At 68.5% G+C, this 16,004-nt stretch carries 18 protein-coding genes; 12 read left to right on the top strand and 6 right to left on the bottom strand.

All coding sequences use genetic code 11. The features are described 5' to 3' along the window. Positions 1-21: 21 nt before the first annotated feature. Positions 22-255: a DUF6566 family protein gene (locus AC3AP7_RS28275; RefSeq protein WP_487363597.1), complete on the top strand. Its 234-nt coding sequence runs from the start codon at positions 22-24 to the stop codon at positions 253-255. A 113-nt stretch (positions 256-368) separates the two neighbouring features. Continuing rightward, positions 369-1,295: a serine O-acetyltransferase EpsC gene (gene epsC, locus AC3AP7_RS28270; protein ID WP_487363596.1), complete on the top strand. Its 927-nt coding sequence runs from the start codon at positions 369-371 to the stop codon at positions 1,293-1,295. 54 nt (positions 1,296-1,349) lie between these two features. Here epsC and folE read toward each other — a convergent pair whose 3' ends face one another. The 3 genes from folE to AC3AP7_RS28255 all read right to left on the bottom strand — a co-directional run bounded on the left by folE (position 1,350) and on the right by AC3AP7_RS28255 (position 3,242). Further along, on the bottom strand, positions 1,350-1,985 hold the full coding sequence (gene folE / locus AC3AP7_RS28265; RefSeq protein ID WP_487363595.1) for a GTP cyclohydrolase I FolE: 636 nt from the start codon (positions 1,983-1,985) through the stop codon (positions 1,350-1,352). A 100-nt stretch (positions 1,986-2,085) separates the two neighbouring features. Continuing rightward, the gene (locus AC3AP7_RS28260) at positions 2,086-3,009 is read right to left on the bottom strand and encodes a LysR family transcriptional regulator (RefSeq protein WP_487363594.1); all 924 of its coding nucleotides are present in this window, start codon (positions 3,007-3,009) and stop codon (positions 2,086-2,088) included. A gap of 29 nt (positions 3,010-3,038) precedes the next feature. Then, on the bottom strand, positions 3,039-3,242 hold the full coding sequence (locus AC3AP7_RS28255; protein ID WP_487363593.1) for a hypothetical protein: 204 nt from the start codon (positions 3,240-3,242) through the stop codon (positions 3,039-3,041). 131 nt (positions 3,243-3,373) lie between these two features. On the opposite strand from AC3AP7_RS28255, the gene AC3AP7_RS28250 reads away from it, so the two are divergent. The 5 genes from AC3AP7_RS28250 to pcaC all read left to right on the top strand — a co-directional run bounded on the left by AC3AP7_RS28250 (position 3,374) and on the right by pcaC (position 7,428). After that, positions 3,374-4,078, top strand: coding sequence for a 3-oxoacid CoA-transferase subunit A (locus AC3AP7_RS28250; protein ID WP_487363592.1), 705 nt, complete (start codon positions 3,374-3,376; stop codon positions 4,076-4,078). 10 nt (positions 4,079-4,088) lie between these two features. Further along, positions 4,089-4,748 (top strand): 3-oxoacid CoA-transferase subunit B, encoded by a 660-nt coding sequence (locus tag AC3AP7_RS28245; RefSeq protein ID WP_487363591.1) that lies wholly within the window; start codon positions 4,089-4,091, stop codon positions 4,746-4,748. A gap of 112 nt (positions 4,749-4,860) precedes the next feature. Then, the gene (locus AC3AP7_RS28240; protein ID WP_487363590.1) at positions 4,861-6,243 is read left to right on the top strand and encodes a 3-carboxy-cis,cis-muconate cycloisomerase; all 1,383 of its coding nucleotides are present in this window, start codon (positions 4,861-4,863) and stop codon (positions 6,241-6,243) included. Between the two features lie 4 nt (positions 6,244-6,247). Continuing rightward, positions 6,248-7,039, top strand: a complete 792-nt coding sequence (gene pcaD, locus AC3AP7_RS28235) for a 3-oxoadipate enol-lactonase (protein ID WP_487363589.1) — start codon at positions 6,248-6,250, stop codon at positions 7,037-7,039. Then, complete coding sequence (gene pcaC / locus AC3AP7_RS28230; RefSeq protein WP_487363588.1) at positions 7,036-7,428, top strand: 4-carboxymuconolactone decarboxylase; 393 nt, start codon at positions 7,036-7,038, stop codon at positions 7,426-7,428. Before pcaD ends, pcaC begins: the two co-directional genes overlap by 4 nt. A gap of 44 nt (positions 7,429-7,472) precedes the next feature. Here the strand turns inward: pcaC and AC3AP7_RS28225 are convergent, their stop codons facing one another. From AC3AP7_RS28225 to fdxA, 3 genes are all read right to left on the bottom strand, one after another. After that, positions 7,473-8,144 (bottom strand): TetR family transcriptional regulator, encoded by a 672-nt coding sequence (locus AC3AP7_RS28225; protein ID WP_487363587.1) that lies wholly within the window; start codon positions 8,142-8,144, stop codon positions 7,473-7,475. 154 nt (positions 8,145-8,298) lie between these two features. Further along, on the bottom strand, positions 8,299-9,399 hold the full coding sequence (locus AC3AP7_RS28220) for an NAD(P)/FAD-dependent oxidoreductase (protein WP_487363586.1): 1,101 nt from the start codon (positions 9,397-9,399) through the stop codon (positions 8,299-8,301). A 70-nt stretch (positions 9,400-9,469) separates the two neighbouring features. Then, complete coding sequence (gene fdxA, locus AC3AP7_RS28215; protein ID WP_487363585.1) at positions 9,470-9,793, bottom strand: ferredoxin FdxA; 324 nt, start codon at positions 9,791-9,793, stop codon at positions 9,470-9,472. Between the two features lie 263 nt (positions 9,794-10,056). On the opposite strand from fdxA, the gene AC3AP7_RS28210 reads away from it, so the two are divergent. The 5 genes from AC3AP7_RS28210 (at position 10,057) to AC3AP7_RS28190 (ending at position 16,001) form a co-directional block, all read left to right on the top strand. After that, the gene (locus AC3AP7_RS28210; protein ID WP_487363584.1) at positions 10,057-11,679 is read left to right on the top strand and encodes a 6-hydroxynicotinate reductase; all 1,623 of its coding nucleotides are present in this window, start codon (positions 10,057-10,059) and stop codon (positions 11,677-11,679) included. Between the two features lie 5 nt (positions 11,680-11,684). Beyond that, positions 11,685-12,725: a UPF0280 family protein gene (locus AC3AP7_RS28205; protein ID WP_487363583.1), complete on the top strand. Its 1,041-nt coding sequence runs from the start codon at positions 11,685-11,687 to the stop codon at positions 12,723-12,725. After that, positions 12,701-13,291, top strand: a complete 591-nt coding sequence (locus AC3AP7_RS28200; RefSeq protein WP_487363582.1) for an amino acid synthesis family protein — start codon at positions 12,701-12,703, stop codon at positions 13,289-13,291. The genes AC3AP7_RS28205 and AC3AP7_RS28200 overlap by 25 nt, the downstream gene beginning before the upstream one ends. Positions 13,292-13,336: 45 nt before the next feature. Then, a complete protein-coding gene (locus tag AC3AP7_RS28195; RefSeq protein ID WP_487363581.1) occupies positions 13,337-13,921 on the top strand; it encodes an amino acid synthesis family protein in 585 nt (194 codons plus the stop codon). Positions 13,922-14,036: 115 nt separating this feature from the next. Continuing rightward, positions 14,037-16,001 (top strand): ABC transporter permease, encoded by a 1,965-nt coding sequence (locus tag AC3AP7_RS28190; protein ID WP_487363580.1) that lies wholly within the window; start codon positions 14,037-14,039, stop codon positions 15,999-16,001. Positions 16,002-16,004 lie beyond the last annotated feature (3 nt).

Raw genomic sequence — 16,004 nt, 5'->3', positions numbered from 1 at the left:
CAGTCAGGGCGGGTGACACAGATGCACTTCGACGCTGCATTCACACATCGCGGCTACTTGCTGAACTGCGCGCCGGCGCGCGCGAGCGATGGAACATGGCAACCCTACGTGGTGATCTCCCGTTCGAGCGACGGCGAGCTCGTCGCCAACCGCTTCTTTCCGACCGAGGCGCGCTTCACCGACGAAGCCGCGGCAATCGCGCACGCGCGCGACTGGGCGGTGCGCTGGATCGACGCGAGCAGCATCGCGGTCTGATGCGGTGCGCCGGCCGCGCGCGACGCGGCTTCGACGGGCTCGCGCAAAACACGGTAATCTCTGGGGACACTTCACTCTGGACCGTGCCTGCCTGATGGCCGCCGCATTTCGCCATGTCAAAGCCGCCTTTTGAGAACTGGGGTCTCGAGCAGATCGTCGCGGATCTGCGCGCGTCGCGCGAGCAACTGCATCGTACCCGCCATCCGCGCGGCATTCGCGAGCTGCCGTCGCGCGAAGCCGTCAACCAGGTCGTCAACGGCCTGCGCGCGGCGCTCTTTCCGACCCACTACGGTGCACCCGACCTGACCGACGAGACCGTCGACTACTACGTCGGCCACACGCTCGACAGCACGCTGCGGCTGCTCGCGGAGCAGATTCGCCGCGCGCTGCGGTTTCTGCCCGACCACGGGCAGACGCCGGACGCGGAACTGGGCGCGCGCGCATTCGACATCGCGCGCGCGTTCGGCGCGCAACTGGCCGGCATCCGCGCGCTGCTCGTGAGCGACATCCAGGCCGCGTATGCGGGCGATCCCGCGGCGCAGCACATCACCGAAATCCTGCTGTGCTACCCCGGTGTGCTCGCGATGACGCACCACCGTCTCGCACATGCGCTGCACCGGCTCGGCGTGCCGCTGCTCGCGCGTTTCATCAACGAGATCGCCCACTCGGCGACCGGGATCGACATTCACCCGGGCGCGCAGATCGGGCCGAGCTTCTTCATCGATCACGGCACGGGCGTCGTGATCGGCGAGACCGCGGTGATCGGCGAGCGCGTGCGCGTCTACCAGGCGGTGACGCTCGGCGCGAAGAGCTTCGCGGCGGATGCGGACGGCGCGCTCGTGAAAGGCAACGCGCGCCACCCGGTCGTCGAGGACGACGTCGTGATCTATGCGGGCGCAACCATTCTGGGCCGTGTGACGATCGGGCGCGGCTCGGTGATCGGCGGCAACGTCTGGCTCACGCACAGCGTGCCGCCGGGCAGCAGCGTGTCGCAGGGCAAGATCCGCGAGGGCGGACGCAACGACGAATCGTCCCGCTGACGCGGGGCCGCCTGGGCAGTCGCTTCGGCAGCCCGGGCTGTCGCTCCGGCCGCCTCAGGTGTTGCTCACCGAGACCGCGCTCGCGTGGCCGACGATCGACAGGAATTCGCGGCGCGTCGACGCGTCGCTGCGAAACGTGCCGAGCATGCGCGACGTGACCATCGACACGCCCGCCTTGTGCACGCCGCGCGTCGACATGCACTGGTGCGCGGCTTCGAGGATCACGCCGACGCCTTCCGGCTGCAGCACCTCGTTCAGCGTATCGGCGATCTGCACCGTCATCTTTTCCTGGATCTGCAGGCGCTTCGCGAACGCGTCGACGAGGCGCGCGAGCTTCGAGATGCCGACCACGCGGTGCCGCGGCAGATACGCGACGTGCGCGCGGCCGATGATCGGCACCATATGGTGTTCGCAATAGCTCTCGAAGCGGATGTCCTTCAGCACGATCATCTCGTCGTAGCCGTCGACCTCGGAGAACGTGCGCGCGAGGATCTCGCGCGGATCGAGCGCGTAGCCCGCGAAGAACTCCTCATACGAGCGTACGACCCGCGCCGGCGTGTCGACGAGCCCTTCGCGGCGCGGATCGTCGCCGGCCCAGCGCAGCAGCACGCGCACCGCCTCTTCGGCTTCTTCGCGCGTGGGACGGACCGCGGCGTCATGGGAGGGGGGCTGCCTCGTCTTGCTGGTCATCCTGGGCTCCTGTCGGATCGGCTCGGGGCGCGGCAGCGGGGCCGCGTGCGTCATTGTTCCACGTTTGCGCGCGCGCCGTGGCGGCCGTGCGGCGCGCGCTTCAGCGCGGCCACTCGTCCAGCGCGTCGTTGAACAGCCCGGCCACCGCGCCGCGCAGCCAGCTCACGCGCGGATCGTTGTGAAACTTGCGGTGCCAGTGCTGCCGCAGATCGAAGCGCGGCAGGTCGAGCGGCGGTTCGACCAGCGTGATCGACGCATGCTCGGTGACATAGGCGAAGCCGATCGCATGCGGCACGGTCGCGATCAGGTCGGTGCGCGCGAGGATGAACGGCAGGCTCATGAAGTGCGAAGTCTCCAGCACCGCCCGGCGCCGGATACGTTTTTTCTGCAGATAGTGTTCGAGCACCTCCTGGCTGCGCCCTTCGGCGCGCACGACGGCATGACCGCAGGCGATGAAGCGCTCGAGCGTGAGCGGCGCGCCGGCGAGCGGATGGCCGCTGCGCATCAGGCAGATGAAGCGGTGCGTGAAGAGCCGCTGCTGGAAGAAGTTGTTGCCCGACAGATCCGGGAAGTAGCCCACCGCGAGATCGACATCGCCGGTTTCGAGCCCGCGTTCGATCTGCGCGGGCGGCAGCGACACCGAACGCAGGTTCGCGTGCGGCGCGCGCTCGGCGAAGAGTTGCAGCAGGCGTGGCAGGAACACGATCTCGCCGACGTCGGAGAGCGCGATCGAAAAGGTCTGTGTGGTGGTGGCCGGCGCGAAGTCCTGCGGGTCCAGCATGCCCTGTCTGATGCGCTGCAGCGCCTCGCGCGCGGACGGAATCAGCGCGAGCGCGCGCGGCGTGGGCTCCATTCCGCGCGACGTGCGCACGAACAGCGGGTCGTCGAAATACGCGCGCAGCCGTCCGAGCGCGGTGCTCACGCGCGGCTGGCTGACGCCGAGCTGCTCGGCCGCGCGGCTCACGTTGCGCGCCTCTTCGAGGGCGACGAGATAAGGGATCAGGTTCAGATCGAGTTCGGTCATGCAAGTCCGGTCGTGCATCGCGGGCGGCATCAATATCTGCATTGCGAATACACGCTAGCGGATCCATCTTCGGATGCGATATTGGGGAAAGCGCTGACGGGCGCGCCGGCCGCGGCGCCGCGCTCGCTGCGGGCGGAACCGAAAAGGCGGATCATGGGATCGCCCGCCTTGACAAGCCGATTGCGCACCTCCGATAATGCGTCAGTGCGTTCGCTTAACGAATCAGTGTTCATGTAACGAACAATCCGCGTGCTGGCCATTGGGGTTCGCGCGCCACGGCGAGGACGGCGAGACCGTCCCGCGCGTCGTCCGGCGCGGGGTGCGCGCTCCGACGTGTCCCGACGGGTCTTTTAGGGAATCCGACATGATCAACAAGATTTTCGAGTCACTCCAGGCGGCCGTCGCCGACGTGCATGACGGCGCCACCGTCATGATCGGCGGATTCGGTACGGCCGGCATGCCCTCCGAACTGATCGACGCGCTGATCGAGCAGGGCGCGCGCGACCTGACGATCGTCAACAACAACGCCGGCAACGGCGACATCGGCCTCGCCGCGCTGCTCAAGGCGAAGCGCGTGCGCAAGATCATCTGCTCGTTTCCGCGCCAGACCGATTCGTATGTGTTCGACGCGCTGTACCGCGCCGGCGAGATCGAGCTCGAACTGGTGCCGCAGGGCAACCTCGCCGAGCGCATTCGCGCGGCGGGCGCGGGTATCGGCGGCTTCTTCACGCCGACCGGCTACGGCACGAAGCTCGCCGAGGGCAAGGAAACCCGCCTGATCGACGGCCGCCACTACGTGCTCGAAACGCCGCTGCACGCGGACTTCGCGCTGATCAAGGCGCTGCGCGGCGACCGCTGGGGCAACCTCGTCTATCGCAAGACCGCGCGCAACTTCGGCCCGATCATGGCAAGCGCGGCGAAGACGGCGATCGTGCAGGTGTCGCAGGTGGTGCCGCTCGGCGCGCTGGACCCCGAGACGATCGTCACGCCCGGCATTTTCGTGCAGCGCGTGATCGAGGTCCCGCAAGCCGTGCACGCCGCCGAACTGGCTGCTGCAAGCGCCGCCTGAGGAGACCGAGATGAAACGACTGACCCGCGATGAAATGGCCCGCCGCGTTGCCCAGGACATTCCTGAGGGCGCTTATGTGAACCTCGGCATCGGCGTGCCGACGCTGGTGGCGAACCACCTTGCCGCCGACAAGGAAATCTTCCTGCACAGCGAGAACGGCCTGCTCGGCATGGGCCCGGCGCCCGCACCCGGCGCGGAAGACGACGAACTGATCAATGCCGGCAAGCAGCACGTCACGCTGCTGACCGGCGGCGCGTATTTCCACCATGCCGACTCGTTCGCGATGATGCGCGGCGGCCATCTGGACTTCTGCGTGCTCGGCGCGTTCCAGGTGTCGGCGAGCGGCGATCTCGCGAACTGGCACACCGGCGCGCCGGACGCGATTCCGGCGGTCGGCGGCGCAATGGATCTCGCGATCGGCGCGAAGCAGGTCTACGTGATGATGGAGCACCTGACGAAGCAGGGCGAAAGCAAGATCGTCGCCGCGTGCTCGTATCCAGTGACCGGCGTCGGCTGCGTGAACCGCATCTACACGGACCTCGCAATGATCGACGTGAGCGCCGACGGCCTCGTCGTGCGCGAGATTTTCTCCGACATCGACTTCGACGCGCTGCACAAGCTGACCGGCGTGCCGATGATCGACGGCACGCGCGCCGCACGCGCCGCGTGACCTTCGCGCGGCGTTCGCGGACAATGGAGTCCGACGCCGCGCGCGGCGCGCCGCCTGTCCGGGGCGCGCGTGACGCTCCGTTCCCTTTCCCATCCGTCTTGCCGAATTCGCCATGCTCGAAGCCAGCGCCCGTCTGACCGGTCTCCTGTGCGGCACGGTGCCCATGAACGACCTCTGGTCGCCGCGCGCGACGCTGCAGAAGATGCTCGACGTCGAGGCCGCGCTCGCGCGCGCGTCGGCCGCGCACGGCGTGATCCCGCTCGCCGCGGTGGCCGCGATCGAAGCGGCCTGCGACGCCGCGCAACTCGACGCCGACGCGCTGGCGCACGACGCGGCGCTCGGCGGCAACCTCGCGATTCCGCTGGTCAGGCAGTTGACCGCGCGCGTGAAAGCCCACGATGCCGAAGCATCGAAATACGTGCATTGGGGCGCGACGAGCCAGGACATCATCGATACCGCCACCGTGCTGCAGTTGCGCGATACGTTCGCGCTGCTGGAGCGGCAGCTCGCGTCCACCTGCGCGGTGCTCGCAACGCTGACGGCCACCCATCGCACGACGCCGATGATCGGCCGCACGTGGCTGCAGCAGGCGCTGCCGATCACGCTCGGGCTGAAGTTCGCGCAATGGCTCGACGCGCTGCAGCGCCATCGCGCACGTCTTGCCGAGCTGCGTCCGCGCGTGCTGGTGCTGCAGTTCGGCGGCGCGGCGGGTACGCTCGCAAGCCTGCGCGATGCCGCATCCGCCGTCACGGCCGCGCTCGCGGCGGATCTCCAGCTGCCCGCACCGCTGCTGCCGTGGCATACGCAGCGCGACCGCATCGCCGAGTGCGCCGCGTGGTTCGGCATGCTGATCGGCACGCTCGGCAAGATCGCGCGCGACATCGCGCTGTCGATGCAGACCGAACTCGGCGAACTCGCCGAGCCGGCCGCGGCCGGCAAGGGCGGTTCGTCGACGATGCCGCACAAGCGCAATCCGGTGGGCTGCGCCGCGGTGCTGACGGCCGCCACGCGCGCACCGGGTCTCGTCGCCACGGTGCTCGCCGGCATGGTGCAGGAGCACGAGCGCGCGCTCGGCGGCTGGCAGGCCGAATGGGACGCGCTGCCGGACCTCGCGCGGCTTGCCGGCGGCGCGCTCGCGCAGATCGAACAGATCGCCGGCGGACTGGAGATCGACACCGGCCGCCTCGCGGCGAACCTCGCGGCGACGCACGGGCTCGTGCTCGGCGAGGCGGTGATGCTCGCGCTCGGCGACCGCATCGGGCGGCTCGACGCGCATCATCGGGTCGAGCACGCGTCGAAGGCCGCCGTGCAGTCGGGCCAGACGCTCTTCGACGTGCTCGCCGCGGACCCGGAGGTCACCCGTCACCTCGACGCCGCGCAATTGCGGCGCCTGCTCGACCCGGCGCATTACGTCGGCGAGGCGCATGCCTTTGTGGATGCCGTGCTCGCGCAGTACCACGCGCGCGCGGCCGGCCGTCCCCTTTCGGAGGAGTAACACCATGCCTTACGCCGCAGTCAACGGCATCGAACTGCATTACCGGATCGACGGCGACCGCCACGGCCACGCGCCGTGGCTGATCCTGTCGAACTCGCTCGGCAGCGACATGTCGATGTGGACCCCGCAGGTCGCCGCGCTGTCGCAGACGTTTCGCGTGCTGCGCTACGACACGCGCGGCCACGGTCATTCGGAGGCGCCGAAAGGACCGTACACGATCGACCAGTTGAGCAGCGACGTGATCGGTCTGATGGATGCGCTGAAGATCGATCGCGCGCACTTCTGCGGACTGTCGATGGGCGGGCTGACCGGCATCGCGCTCGCGGCGCGCCACGCGCAGCGCTTCGGCCGGGCCGTGCTGTGCAACACGGCGGCGCGCATCGGCTCGCCGGAGGTGTGGGTGCCGCGCGCGGAACGCGCCCGCAAGGAAGGGCTGCTCGCGCTCGCCGACGCGGTGCTCGCGCGCTGGTTCACCGGCGAATTCATCGCACGCGAGCCGCTCGTCTACGGTTTTATCCGCGACGTGTTCGTGCATACGGACAAGGAAGGCTACGCCAACAACTGCGATGCGATCAATGCGACCGACCTGCGTCCCGAGACGCCCGGCATCCGCTTGCCCGTGCTCGTGATTGCCGGCACGCATGATCTCGCAGCGACGCCGGCGCAAGGGCACGAGCTTGCGACGGCCATTCCGGGTGCACGCTACGTCGAACTCGACGCCGCGCACCTCTCGAACATCGAACAGGCCCACGTTTTCACGAAGGCCGTGACCGACTTCCTCACGGAGCCGCAATGAACGACGACGAACGCTACGAAGCCGGCATGCAGGTGCGCCGCGCGGTGCTCGGGGATGCGCACGTGGACCGGTCGCTCGCGAACCGCACCGAGCTGACCGAAGGGTTTCAGAACTTCATCACGCGCTATGCGTGGGGCGAGATCTGGACGCGCGAGGGGCTGCCGCGCCATACGCGCAGCCTGCTGACGATTGCGATGATGGTCGCGCTGAACCGCAGCGAAGAACTGGCGCTGCATCTGCGCGCCGCGAAGAACAACGGCGTGACGCGCGCCGAGATCGAGGAGGTGCTGATGCAGACCGCGATCTACTGCGGCGTGCCGGCGGCGAACTCGGCGTTCCATCTGGCCGACCGGCTCTTTCGCGAGGAAGATGCCGCACGCGCGGGCTGACCCGTACCGCGCCGCCCATACCGCGCGCCGCCCGGCGCGGCGGCTCAGTCCGCGGGCGCGTGCACCAGCACGGCCCGCAACACCGCATCCTTGATGACTTCGCGCCAGTGCGCGAGCGCGGCCTTGTCCATCAGCGATTCGCCGAGAAACGCGCCGAGCGTGTACTGGTTCGCGTTATAGAAGTAGCCGAGCGACGCGATCATGATGTACACGTCGCGCGCCTCGACCCCCGGCCGGAACACCCCTTGCGCGTGCCCCGCGTCGAGCAGCTTCTGCACGACGGACAGCGCATAGCCGGAAATCTCGCGCAGCTTCGACGATTTCTTCGCATGCTTGCCCTGGTGCAGGTTCTCGCTCGACAGCAGCGTGACGAACTCGGGATGATCGAGATAGTACTGCCAGACGAATTCGACCATCTGCTGCAGGCCGCGCGCGGGGTCGTCGAAGTCGAGGTCGAGGCGGCTCTCCGCCTCGTTGAACTGCATGTAGATCGTCTCCAGCACCTCGATGAACAACTGCTCCTTGCTGCCGAAGTAGTAGTAGATCATCCGGTCGTGCGAGCGGGCCGCCTTCGAGATGCTTTCGACGCGGCCGCTCGCGTAGCCCTGCTTCGCGAATACGCGGATGGCGGCCTTCAGAATCTTGGCGCGCGTGTCCTGGGCCTGTTTCGCGCGGATGCCGGTGGCGCCGGGCTTGCGGACGGCGGTAGCACTCATGGACAGCCTCGGTTCTCTCAGGGGGTGGCGGGGTCGATGACGGTTGCCCGGCGTCGCGACGCCGCGCGCGGCGGGACGCCATGCCGCCGCGCGCGGGGTTGCTGCGATGATACCGCCCCGCCGCGCTCCGACATAGCTTTGTCAACCCATGCACCTAGTCGAACACCGGCGACGCGACGCCCAATACCTTGTGCAGTTTCGTGCTGGTTGTTGTGTACTGCATAGGAATTTTCCGGTCGGGGAAAACGATCTCCGCCGCCGCGAACGCCGCCAGCGCCGCTTCGTGAAAGCCCGACAGGATCAGCTTCTTCTTGCCCGCATAGGCGTTGATGTCGCCGACCGCGAAGATGCCCGGCTCGCTGGTTTCGAAGCGCGCGGTGTCGACCTTCAGCTGCCTGCGCTCGATATCGAGCCCCCAATGCGCGATCGGGCCCAGTTGCGGCGACAGCCCGAAAAACACCAGCAGGTGATCGAGTTCCAGCGTCCGGGTGACGCCGTCGCCGCCCGTCACCTTGATACGGCGCAGTGCCTCGTGATGCTCCTCGAAACCGCTCACCTGACCGGTCAGGCACTGCATGCGCAATGCGTCGCATAGCGCATGCATTTTCGCCACCGACGCGGGCGCCGCGCGAAATGCCTCGCGCCGGTGCACGAGCACGACGCTTTGCGCGATGTCGACGAGCTTCAGCGCCCAGTCGAGCGCGGAGTCGCCGCCGCCGCAGATCACGAGGTCCCTGTCGCGGAACTGCTCGGGGTCGCGCACCCGATAAAAGAGCTGGCGGCCATGAAAGCGGTCGATGCCGGACACCTTCAGCGTGCGCGGCTGAAACGACCCGACGCCCGCCGCGATGAAGATCGTCTTCGTGACGAATTCGGTCCCCTTGCTCGTGCGCACGAAAAAGCGCCGGTCCGCGAGACGCTCGACGAACTGCACCTCCTGGCCGAGATGAAACGTTGCGCCGAACGGCGCGATCTGTTCGAGCAGATTGTCGGCAAGCTGCTGGCCGGTGCACATCGGCACTGCCGGAATGTCGTAGATCGGTTTGTCGGGATACAGCTCGACGCACTGGCCGCCGACGGCAGGCAGCGAATCGATGACGTGCGCGCGGATTTCCAGCAAGCCGAGTTCGAACACCTGGAAGAGGCCGACCGGCCCTGCACCGACGATCAGTGCGTCGGTCTCGATGGGCGATGGCGGTTCGGCAGCGGTGTCGGCGTGATGGACGGAGGTGGGGCGGTCGGCAACTTCGGTCATCGGGGGCTCCTGCAGGCGGTTGACGGACGAACAGCGAAAACAGCGAACCGGACGCGCATCGGCGCAGCGCTCAGCGCTCGAGCAGAGGCAGCTTGTCGCGCGTGTCTTTCCAGGTGTCGGCGTCGGGCGGCGGGGCTTCGCGTCTCGTCAGCACCGGAAAACGCGCCGCCAGTTCCGCGTTCAGCGCAGCGAAGGTCTGCTGGCCGGCCGGCAGGTCTTCTTCGGCGCAGATCGCATTGACCGGGCACTCGGCGATGCACACCGCGCAGTCGATGCACTCGGCGGGGTCGATCACCAGCATGTTCGGGCCCGCGTGGAAGCAGTCGACCGGGCAGACCTCGACGCAATCGGTATAGCGGCAGCGGATGCAGGCTTCAGTCACGACATGAGTCACGGCGACCCTCCTTCTGTGCGGGGCGCGGCGCATCGGATGGCGCGCCGCAACATCGGAAACGGCGAGGAAAAGACGTTGCGCTGCCGTTTTTGATCGAGTAGATTGCCAACAGAATTGATGTAGCAAATACTACACGAAAGGTGAGTGGCCGCAACATTTTTCAAAATGGCATAGCATGCGGATTGCACGAAAGTGCCCTGTAATGAGGGTGATTTCGCCTGCCGGGCAGGACCGTGACGGATGTGGTCGTAGGGAAACCCACCATGACTGAACATACGAAGGTCGATTTCGGTGCAGATGCCGTCGAGGGAGAAACCGCCTCGACGCCGGGCCCGACCGTGCTCGAAAAAGCCGCGCCGCGCAGCGAGCGGATGGCGGCGAACAAGATCGAATGCAACGCGTGCCCCGTGCTGTGCCAGATTTCGGCGGGCCGCACCGGCGCGTGCGACCGGTATGCGAACGCGGACGGGCGGCTGATCCGGGTCGACCCGGTCGTGTTCCTGTCGCCGGCGCCCGTGTCCGCGCAGTCCGGCGCTGCCGCCGATGCCGGCGCAGTGAGCTGGTTTGGTGCGGCATCCGGCGATCCCCGGTCTGGTGCAGGCGAGCACGACGAGGGTGCGTGTTTCGTGACCGGCGTGGGGGCGTCGTCGACCTATCCGGACTACAAGCCGGCGCCGTTCATCGTGTCGTCGCGGCACGACGGCGTCGACATGGTGACGGTCGTCACCGAAGGCATCTTCAGCTATTGCAGCTTCAAGGTGAAAATCGACACGGACCGCTTCCTCGGGCCGGAGCAGGCCAACGTGCGCTGCGCGGGCGAGATCGTCGGCCACGTGACGACGGCCGAGTACGGCTCGCAGATGCTGAGCCTGGGCGGCGTGCATCATCTGACCGGCGGCAGCCGGAAAGAGGGGCGCGTGACCTGCGACATGATGCTGGCGCTCGGCAACAAACAGGCGGTCGAACTCGCGATCGACGGCGGCGCGAGCCTCGTGATCCGCGCGGGCGCGGCGCCGGTGGTCGACGGCGTCGAGGAGCAGCGCATGCGCGTCGGCTGCGGCTCGGCGACGATCGGCATTTTCGCGAAGCAATGGTTCGGCCACGTCGACGAGGTCGTCGTGGTGGACGATCACATCACCGGTGTGCTGACCGAGCATCAGGCCGGACGCTGCCTCGGCATGACCGGCTCGGGCCTGAAAATCCGCGGCCGCAAGTCGACGCCGGGGCGCTATTTTCAGGTCGCCAATCCGGGCACCGGCTGGGGCGGCACCGATATCCGCGATCCGCTGTCGATCGTCGAAGGCTTCGACCCCGCGTTCGCGCGCCCAGGGCTGCGTCTGCTGATGGTGTCGACCACCGGCGAGCACGCGCAGTGGTACGAGCTCGATGCGCAGCTCGTGCCGCGTCCGGCCGGGATGCCGGACGCGGTCAGGCGTACCGTCGAGCGCATCGGCGAGAACTGCGAGCCGTCGCTTGCCACCGTGCTGTTTCTCGGCGGCGCGGGCGGCAGTCTGCGCGCCGGCGCGACCGAGAATCCGGTGCGGCTCACCCGCGCGATCAAGGCGCGGCAGGTGAACGTGACCTGCGGCGGCGCGCCGGCATACGTCTGGCCCGGCGGCGGCATTACCGTGATGGTCGACGTCGCGCGCATGCCGGACCGCGCGTTCGGCACGGTGCCGACCCCCGCGCTGGTGGCCCCGATCGAGTTCTCGATGACTTACGATACCTATCGTGACCTCGGCGGCCATCTCGACGCGGTGCGCACGCTCGACAGCGTGCTCGCGAACGGCCCCGCGCATCGCGAAGGCGCGCCGCTCGCGCGCCGCACGCTGACGCGTCACCCGGACAACCCCTGGCCGCTCGGCGACACGCCGATGCTCGGATGACGCTCATGACCGCCACACGCGCACGCCTCGACGCTCACCGCTGGCATCTGCAGCACGGGCCGATCGACCTGATCGTCGGCGCCGACGGGGACGCCGCGGCCGTTCAGGCGGCACACGACGCATGCTGGCAGCGCTTCGCACAGATCCTGCCGGAACTGGTCGCGGAACTGGCGCTGCTCAGGCGCGCGCTGAGCGCCGAGGCCCCGCGCAACCCCTGCGCAGGCCCGGTCGCCGCACGGATGTGGGACGCCTGCCGGCCATTCCGCAGCCGCTACATCACGCCGATGGCAGCGGTCGCCGGCAGCGTCGCCGACGAACTGATCGGCGTGTTTGCGCGCTCCGGCGTGACGCGTGCCTTCATCAACAACGGCGGCGATATTGCGCTTTACCTGAGCGAGGGCGAGCATTACCGGATCGGGCTGCTCGCCGATCTCGCGGCCTGCGACGTCGGCGGCGCGCCCGGGATGGCGCCGCTCGACGCGCATTGCGTGGTCGACGCGGCGATGCCGGTGCGCGGGATCGCGACGAGCGGCTGGCGCGGCCGCAGCTTCAGTCTCGGCATCGCCGACAGCGTGACCGTGTTCGCCCGCGACGGCGCACGCGCGGACGCCGCCGCGACGATGATCGCGAACGCGGTCGATCTGCCGCATCCGGGCATCGTGCGCCAGCCGGCGTCGTCGCTGAAGGACGATAGCGATCTCGGCGAATTGCGCGTGACGGTCGACGTGCCGCCGCTGCCGGCGCCGCTCATCGAATGCGCGCTCGCGAGCGGCGTCGCCGAGGCGCAACGTCTGCGCGAGGCGGGCCTGATCGAGGGCGCGGTGCTGTTCCTGCAGCGCCACGCGCGCGCGGTCGGCTGCACGGCCGCGCTGCCGCGCGCGACGAAAGAGGCGAAAGAGGCGAAAGAGGCGAAAGAGGCGAAAGAGGCGAAAGAGGCGAAAGAGGCGAAAGAGGCGGTGCCGGCGGCCGCTGCGGGCGGCGCGCGCGTCGTGGCTCATCTTCACCATCCGATGGAGGTTCCGTGTTCGAAATACGCCGCGTGCTGACGCACGTCGAAGACATTTTTCACGAGTTCGGGCCGTTGCCCGCGCAACCTCTGCGGCGCGGCGCGATTGCGGCCGTGATGACGAATCCGTTCGCGGGCCGCTACGAAGCGCAGATCCAGCCCGCGATGGAGGCGCTCAAGCCGATCGGCGTCGATCTCGCGCAGCGCCTGCTCGCCGCGCTGGCCGTGTCGCACGCGGCGATCGAGGGCTACGGCAAGGGAGCGATCGTCGGCGCGCGCGGCGAACTGGAGCACGGCGCGCTGTGGCACGTGCCCGGCGGGTACGCGATGCGCGAACTGCTCGAAAAGCACGGCGTGCCGACCAAGGCGATCGTGCCCTCCACGAAGAAGGTCGGCGCGCCGTCCACCGCGCTCGACGTGCCGATCACGCACGTGAACGCGAGCTACGTGCGCAGCCATTTCGACGCGATCGAAGTGCGCGTGCCGGGCGCGCCCGCCGCCGACGAGGTCGTCTACATCCTCGCGATGAGTACCGGTGCGCGCGTGCATGCGCGCGTCGGCGGGCTCGCGAAGGAAGCGATCGCCGGCCTCGACGGCCTGCGCTAGGCGCGGGCGAGCCGGTACCCCGCGAATCCATTGACGGAGAGCGACATGACAAGCAAGCTTCGCAAACTGATCGTGCAGGTCGACGAAACCCGCATCGAAATGGGCCAGCCGGTCGAGCCGCCGGTACGCCGCGCGGTCGCGATCGCGGTGATCGAAAACCCGTATGCGGGCCGCTACGAAGCGCAACTCGACGCGCTGATCGAGGCCGGCGAGGAACTCGGCGGCCTGCTCGGCAGGAAGTGCGTGGAGGCGCTCGGCATCGCGCCCGGCGCCGCGCACAGCTACGGCAAGGCGGCGATCGTCGGCGAGGCGGGCGAGCTCGAACACGCGGCGGCGATCCTGCATCCGAAGCTCGGCGCGCCGCTGCGCGCAGCGGTCGAAAAGGGCGCGGCGCTGGTGCCGTCCGCGAAGAAGATGGGCACGCTCGGCACGGCGATCGACGTGCCGCTCGGGCACAAGGATGCGGCTTACGTGCGCAGCCATTTCGATGCGATCGAGGCGCGCGTCGCCGACGCGCCGCGCGCCAACGAGATCGTGGTCGCGGTCGCGGTGACCGCGGCCGGCCGGCCGCTGCCGCGCATCGGCGGGCTGCAGGCAAGCGAGATCAAGGGCGAAGACGGCTTGCGATGACGCTGCCGGCCGGCCGCCGCGACCGCAGCGTGCGCTTCGCACGCTGCGTGCGCCTTGCACGGCGGCGCGCCGGCGCGATGATGCACGAATGGATTGAACGCCTCCGAGGGTGACGATGCTTTCGAATCTGCTGGTTCAACTGATCAACGGGCTCGCCGACGCGTCGACGCTGTTTCTGGTCGCCGCAGGCCTGTCGCTGATCTTCGGCGTGACGCGCATCGTCAACTTCGCGCATGGCTCGCTGTACATGTTCGGCCTGTACATTGCGTACAGTCTCGCAAGCCGCTACGGTGCGTCGACGGCAGGCTTCTGGCTGTCGGTGCTCGGCAGCGCGCTCGCGGTCGCGGTGCTGGGCGCGCTGATCGAACTGGTGGTGCTGCGCCGGATCTATCAGGCTCCCGAACTGTTTCATCTGCTGGCGACGTTTGCGCTCGTGCTGATCCTGCGCGACGCCGCGCTGTGGCTGTGGGGCCCCGACGATCTGTTCGGCCCGCGCGCGCCGCATCTGGCCGGCGCGATCCGCATTCTCGGCCATCCGCTGCCGAGCTACGACCTTGCGCTGATCGTGATCGGGCCGCTCGTGCTGCTGCTGCTGTGGTATGCGCTCACGCGCACGCGCTGGGGCACGCTCGTGCGCGCGGCGACCCAGGATCGCGAGATGCTCGGCGCGCTCGGCATCAACCAGGCGTGGCTGTTTACCGGCGTGTTCTTCGTCGGCGCGTTTCTCGCCGGGCTCGGCGGCGCGCTGCAGGGGCCGCGCGTGTCGGCCAACCTGTCGCTCGATCTGGAGACGATCGGCAACGCGTTCGTCGTGGTCGTCGTCGGCGGAATGGGCTCGATCCCCGGCGCGTTCGTCGCCGCGCTGCTGATCGCGGAGATCAAGGCGCTGTGCATCGGCATCGGCCAGGTGACGCTCTTCGGCGTGGTGTTCTCGCTGAGCCGCTTCACCCTGGTTGCGGAATTCGTCGTGATGGCGGTCGTGCTCGTCGTGCGTCCATGGGGGCTGTTCGGGCGCGCCGCAAGCGCGGTGCGCAGCCTCGCCGCGCCGGATGCCCCGCTGCGGCGCGCCGGCAAGCGCCTGAAAGTGCTGGCGGCGCTCGTGCTCGCGGTGCTGCTGCTCGCGCCGCTTGGCGCGCACGCGTTTCCGTACATGCCGATCCTGATGGTCGAGATTCTGATTGCGGTGCTGTTTGCGACGAGCCTGCACTTCATCATGGGCCCGGGGGGCATGCATTCGTTCGGTCACGCCGCGTATTTCGGGCTCGGCGCGTATGGCGCCGCGCTGTTCCTGGAGGTGCTGAGCCTGCCGATGGAAGCGGCGCTGCTGCTCGGCCCGCTGCTCGCGCTCGGCGGCGCGCTCGTGTTCGGCTGGTTCTGCGTGCGGCTCTCGGGCGTCTATCTGGCGATGCTCACGCTCGCGTTCGCGCAGATCGTCTGGTCCGTCGTGTTCCAGTGGGACGACGTGACCGGCGGCAGCAACGGCGTTCTCGGGCTATGGCCGTCGAACTGGCTGTCGTCGTCGGTCGCGTACTACTACCTGACGCTTGCCTGCGTGGCGCTGTGCGTGTGGCTGCTGCGGCGCATGCTGTTTTCGCCGCTCGGCTATGCGATGCGCGCCGGCCGCGATTCCGTGCTGCGCGCCGAGGCCATCGGCATCGACGTGAAGCGCGTGCAGTGGGCGTCATTCGTGATCGCCGCGGTGTTTTGCGGGCTCGCCGGTTCGCTGTATGCCTTCTCGAAGGGCACGATCTCGCCGGAAGTGATCAGCGTGAGCCGCTCCGTCGACGGCCTCGTGATGGTGCTGCTCGGCGGCCTGCAGACGCTTGCCGGGCCGATCGTCGGCGCTGCGGTGTTCACGTGGCTGCAGGACACCGTGTCGCGCGAGACCGATTACTGGCAGGCGCTGCTCGGCTTCACGATCCTGCTGCTCGTGATCGCGTTTCCGCAAGGCATCGTCGGCTTCATTCGCGAGCGCTTCGGCGACGACGCGCAGCCGCGCAACGGCGACGCCGGCGGTCCATCCGGCGTTTCGCGCGGCACGCCGCCGGCGCAGGCCGCGGCGGTCGAGGAGGGGCTATGAAGG

Source organism: Paraburkholderia sp. PAMB 6770, from assembly GCF_057748135.1.
Note: the sequence above shows the minus strand (reverse complement) of the source record. Positions and strands in the feature narration are given on the sequence as shown.

What these genes read in the sequence shown, in the direction of transcription:
- epsC (WP_487363596.1), top strand. Translation starts at nt 369, where the DNA reads ATGTCAAAGCCGCCTTTTGAGAACTGGGGTCTCGAGCAGATCGTCGCG.
- AC3AP7_RS28255 (WP_487363593.1), bottom strand. Translation starts at nt 3,242, where the DNA reads ATGAACACTGATTCGTTAAGCGAACGCACTGACGCATTATCGGAGGTG.
- AC3AP7_RS28190 (WP_487363580.1), top strand. Translation starts at nt 14,037, where the DNA reads ATGCTTTCGAATCTGCTGGTTCAACTGATCAACGGGCTCGCCGACGCG.
- pcaD (WP_487363589.1), top strand. Translation starts at nt 6,248, where the DNA reads ATGCCTTACGCCGCAGTCAACGGCATCGAACTGCATTACCGGATCGAC.
- folE (WP_487363595.1), bottom strand. Translation starts at nt 1,985, where the DNA reads ATGACCAGCAAGACGAGGCAGCCCCCCTCCCATGACGCCGCGGTCCGT.
- AC3AP7_RS28245 (WP_487363591.1), top strand. Translation starts at nt 4,089, where the DNA reads ATGAAACGACTGACCCGCGATGAAATGGCCCGCCGCGTTGCCCAGGAC.
- AC3AP7_RS28250 (WP_487363592.1), top strand. Translation starts at nt 3,374, where the DNA reads ATGATCAACAAGATTTTCGAGTCACTCCAGGCGGCCGTCGCCGACGTG.
- AC3AP7_RS28195 (WP_487363581.1), top strand. Translation starts at nt 13,337, where the DNA reads ATGACAAGCAAGCTTCGCAAACTGATCGTGCAGGTCGACGAAACCCGC.
- AC3AP7_RS28240 (WP_487363590.1), top strand. Translation starts at nt 4,861, where the DNA reads ATGCTCGAAGCCAGCGCCCGTCTGACCGGTCTCCTGTGCGGCACGGTG.
- AC3AP7_RS28260 (WP_487363594.1), bottom strand. Translation starts at nt 3,009, where the DNA reads ATGACCGAACTCGATCTGAACCTGATCCCTTATCTCGTCGCCCTCGAA.
- AC3AP7_RS28210 (WP_487363584.1), top strand. Translation starts at nt 10,057, where the DNA reads ATGACTGAACATACGAAGGTCGATTTCGGTGCAGATGCCGTCGAGGGA.
- AC3AP7_RS28205 (WP_487363583.1), top strand. Translation starts at nt 11,685, where the DNA reads ATGACCGCCACACGCGCACGCCTCGACGCTCACCGCTGGCATCTGCAG.
- pcaC (WP_487363588.1), top strand. Translation starts at nt 7,036, where the DNA reads ATGAACGACGACGAACGCTACGAAGCCGGCATGCAGGTGCGCCGCGCG.
- AC3AP7_RS28220 (WP_487363586.1), bottom strand. Translation starts at nt 9,399, where the DNA reads ATGACCGAAGTTGCCGACCGCCCCACCTCCGTCCATCACGCCGACACC.
- AC3AP7_RS28225 (WP_487363587.1), bottom strand. Translation starts at nt 8,144, where the DNA reads ATGAGTGCTACCGCCGTCCGCAAGCCCGGCGCCACCGGCATCCGCGCG.
- AC3AP7_RS28275 (WP_487363597.1), top strand. Translation starts at nt 22, where the DNA reads ATGCACTTCGACGCTGCATTCACACATCGCGGCTACTTGCTGAACTGC.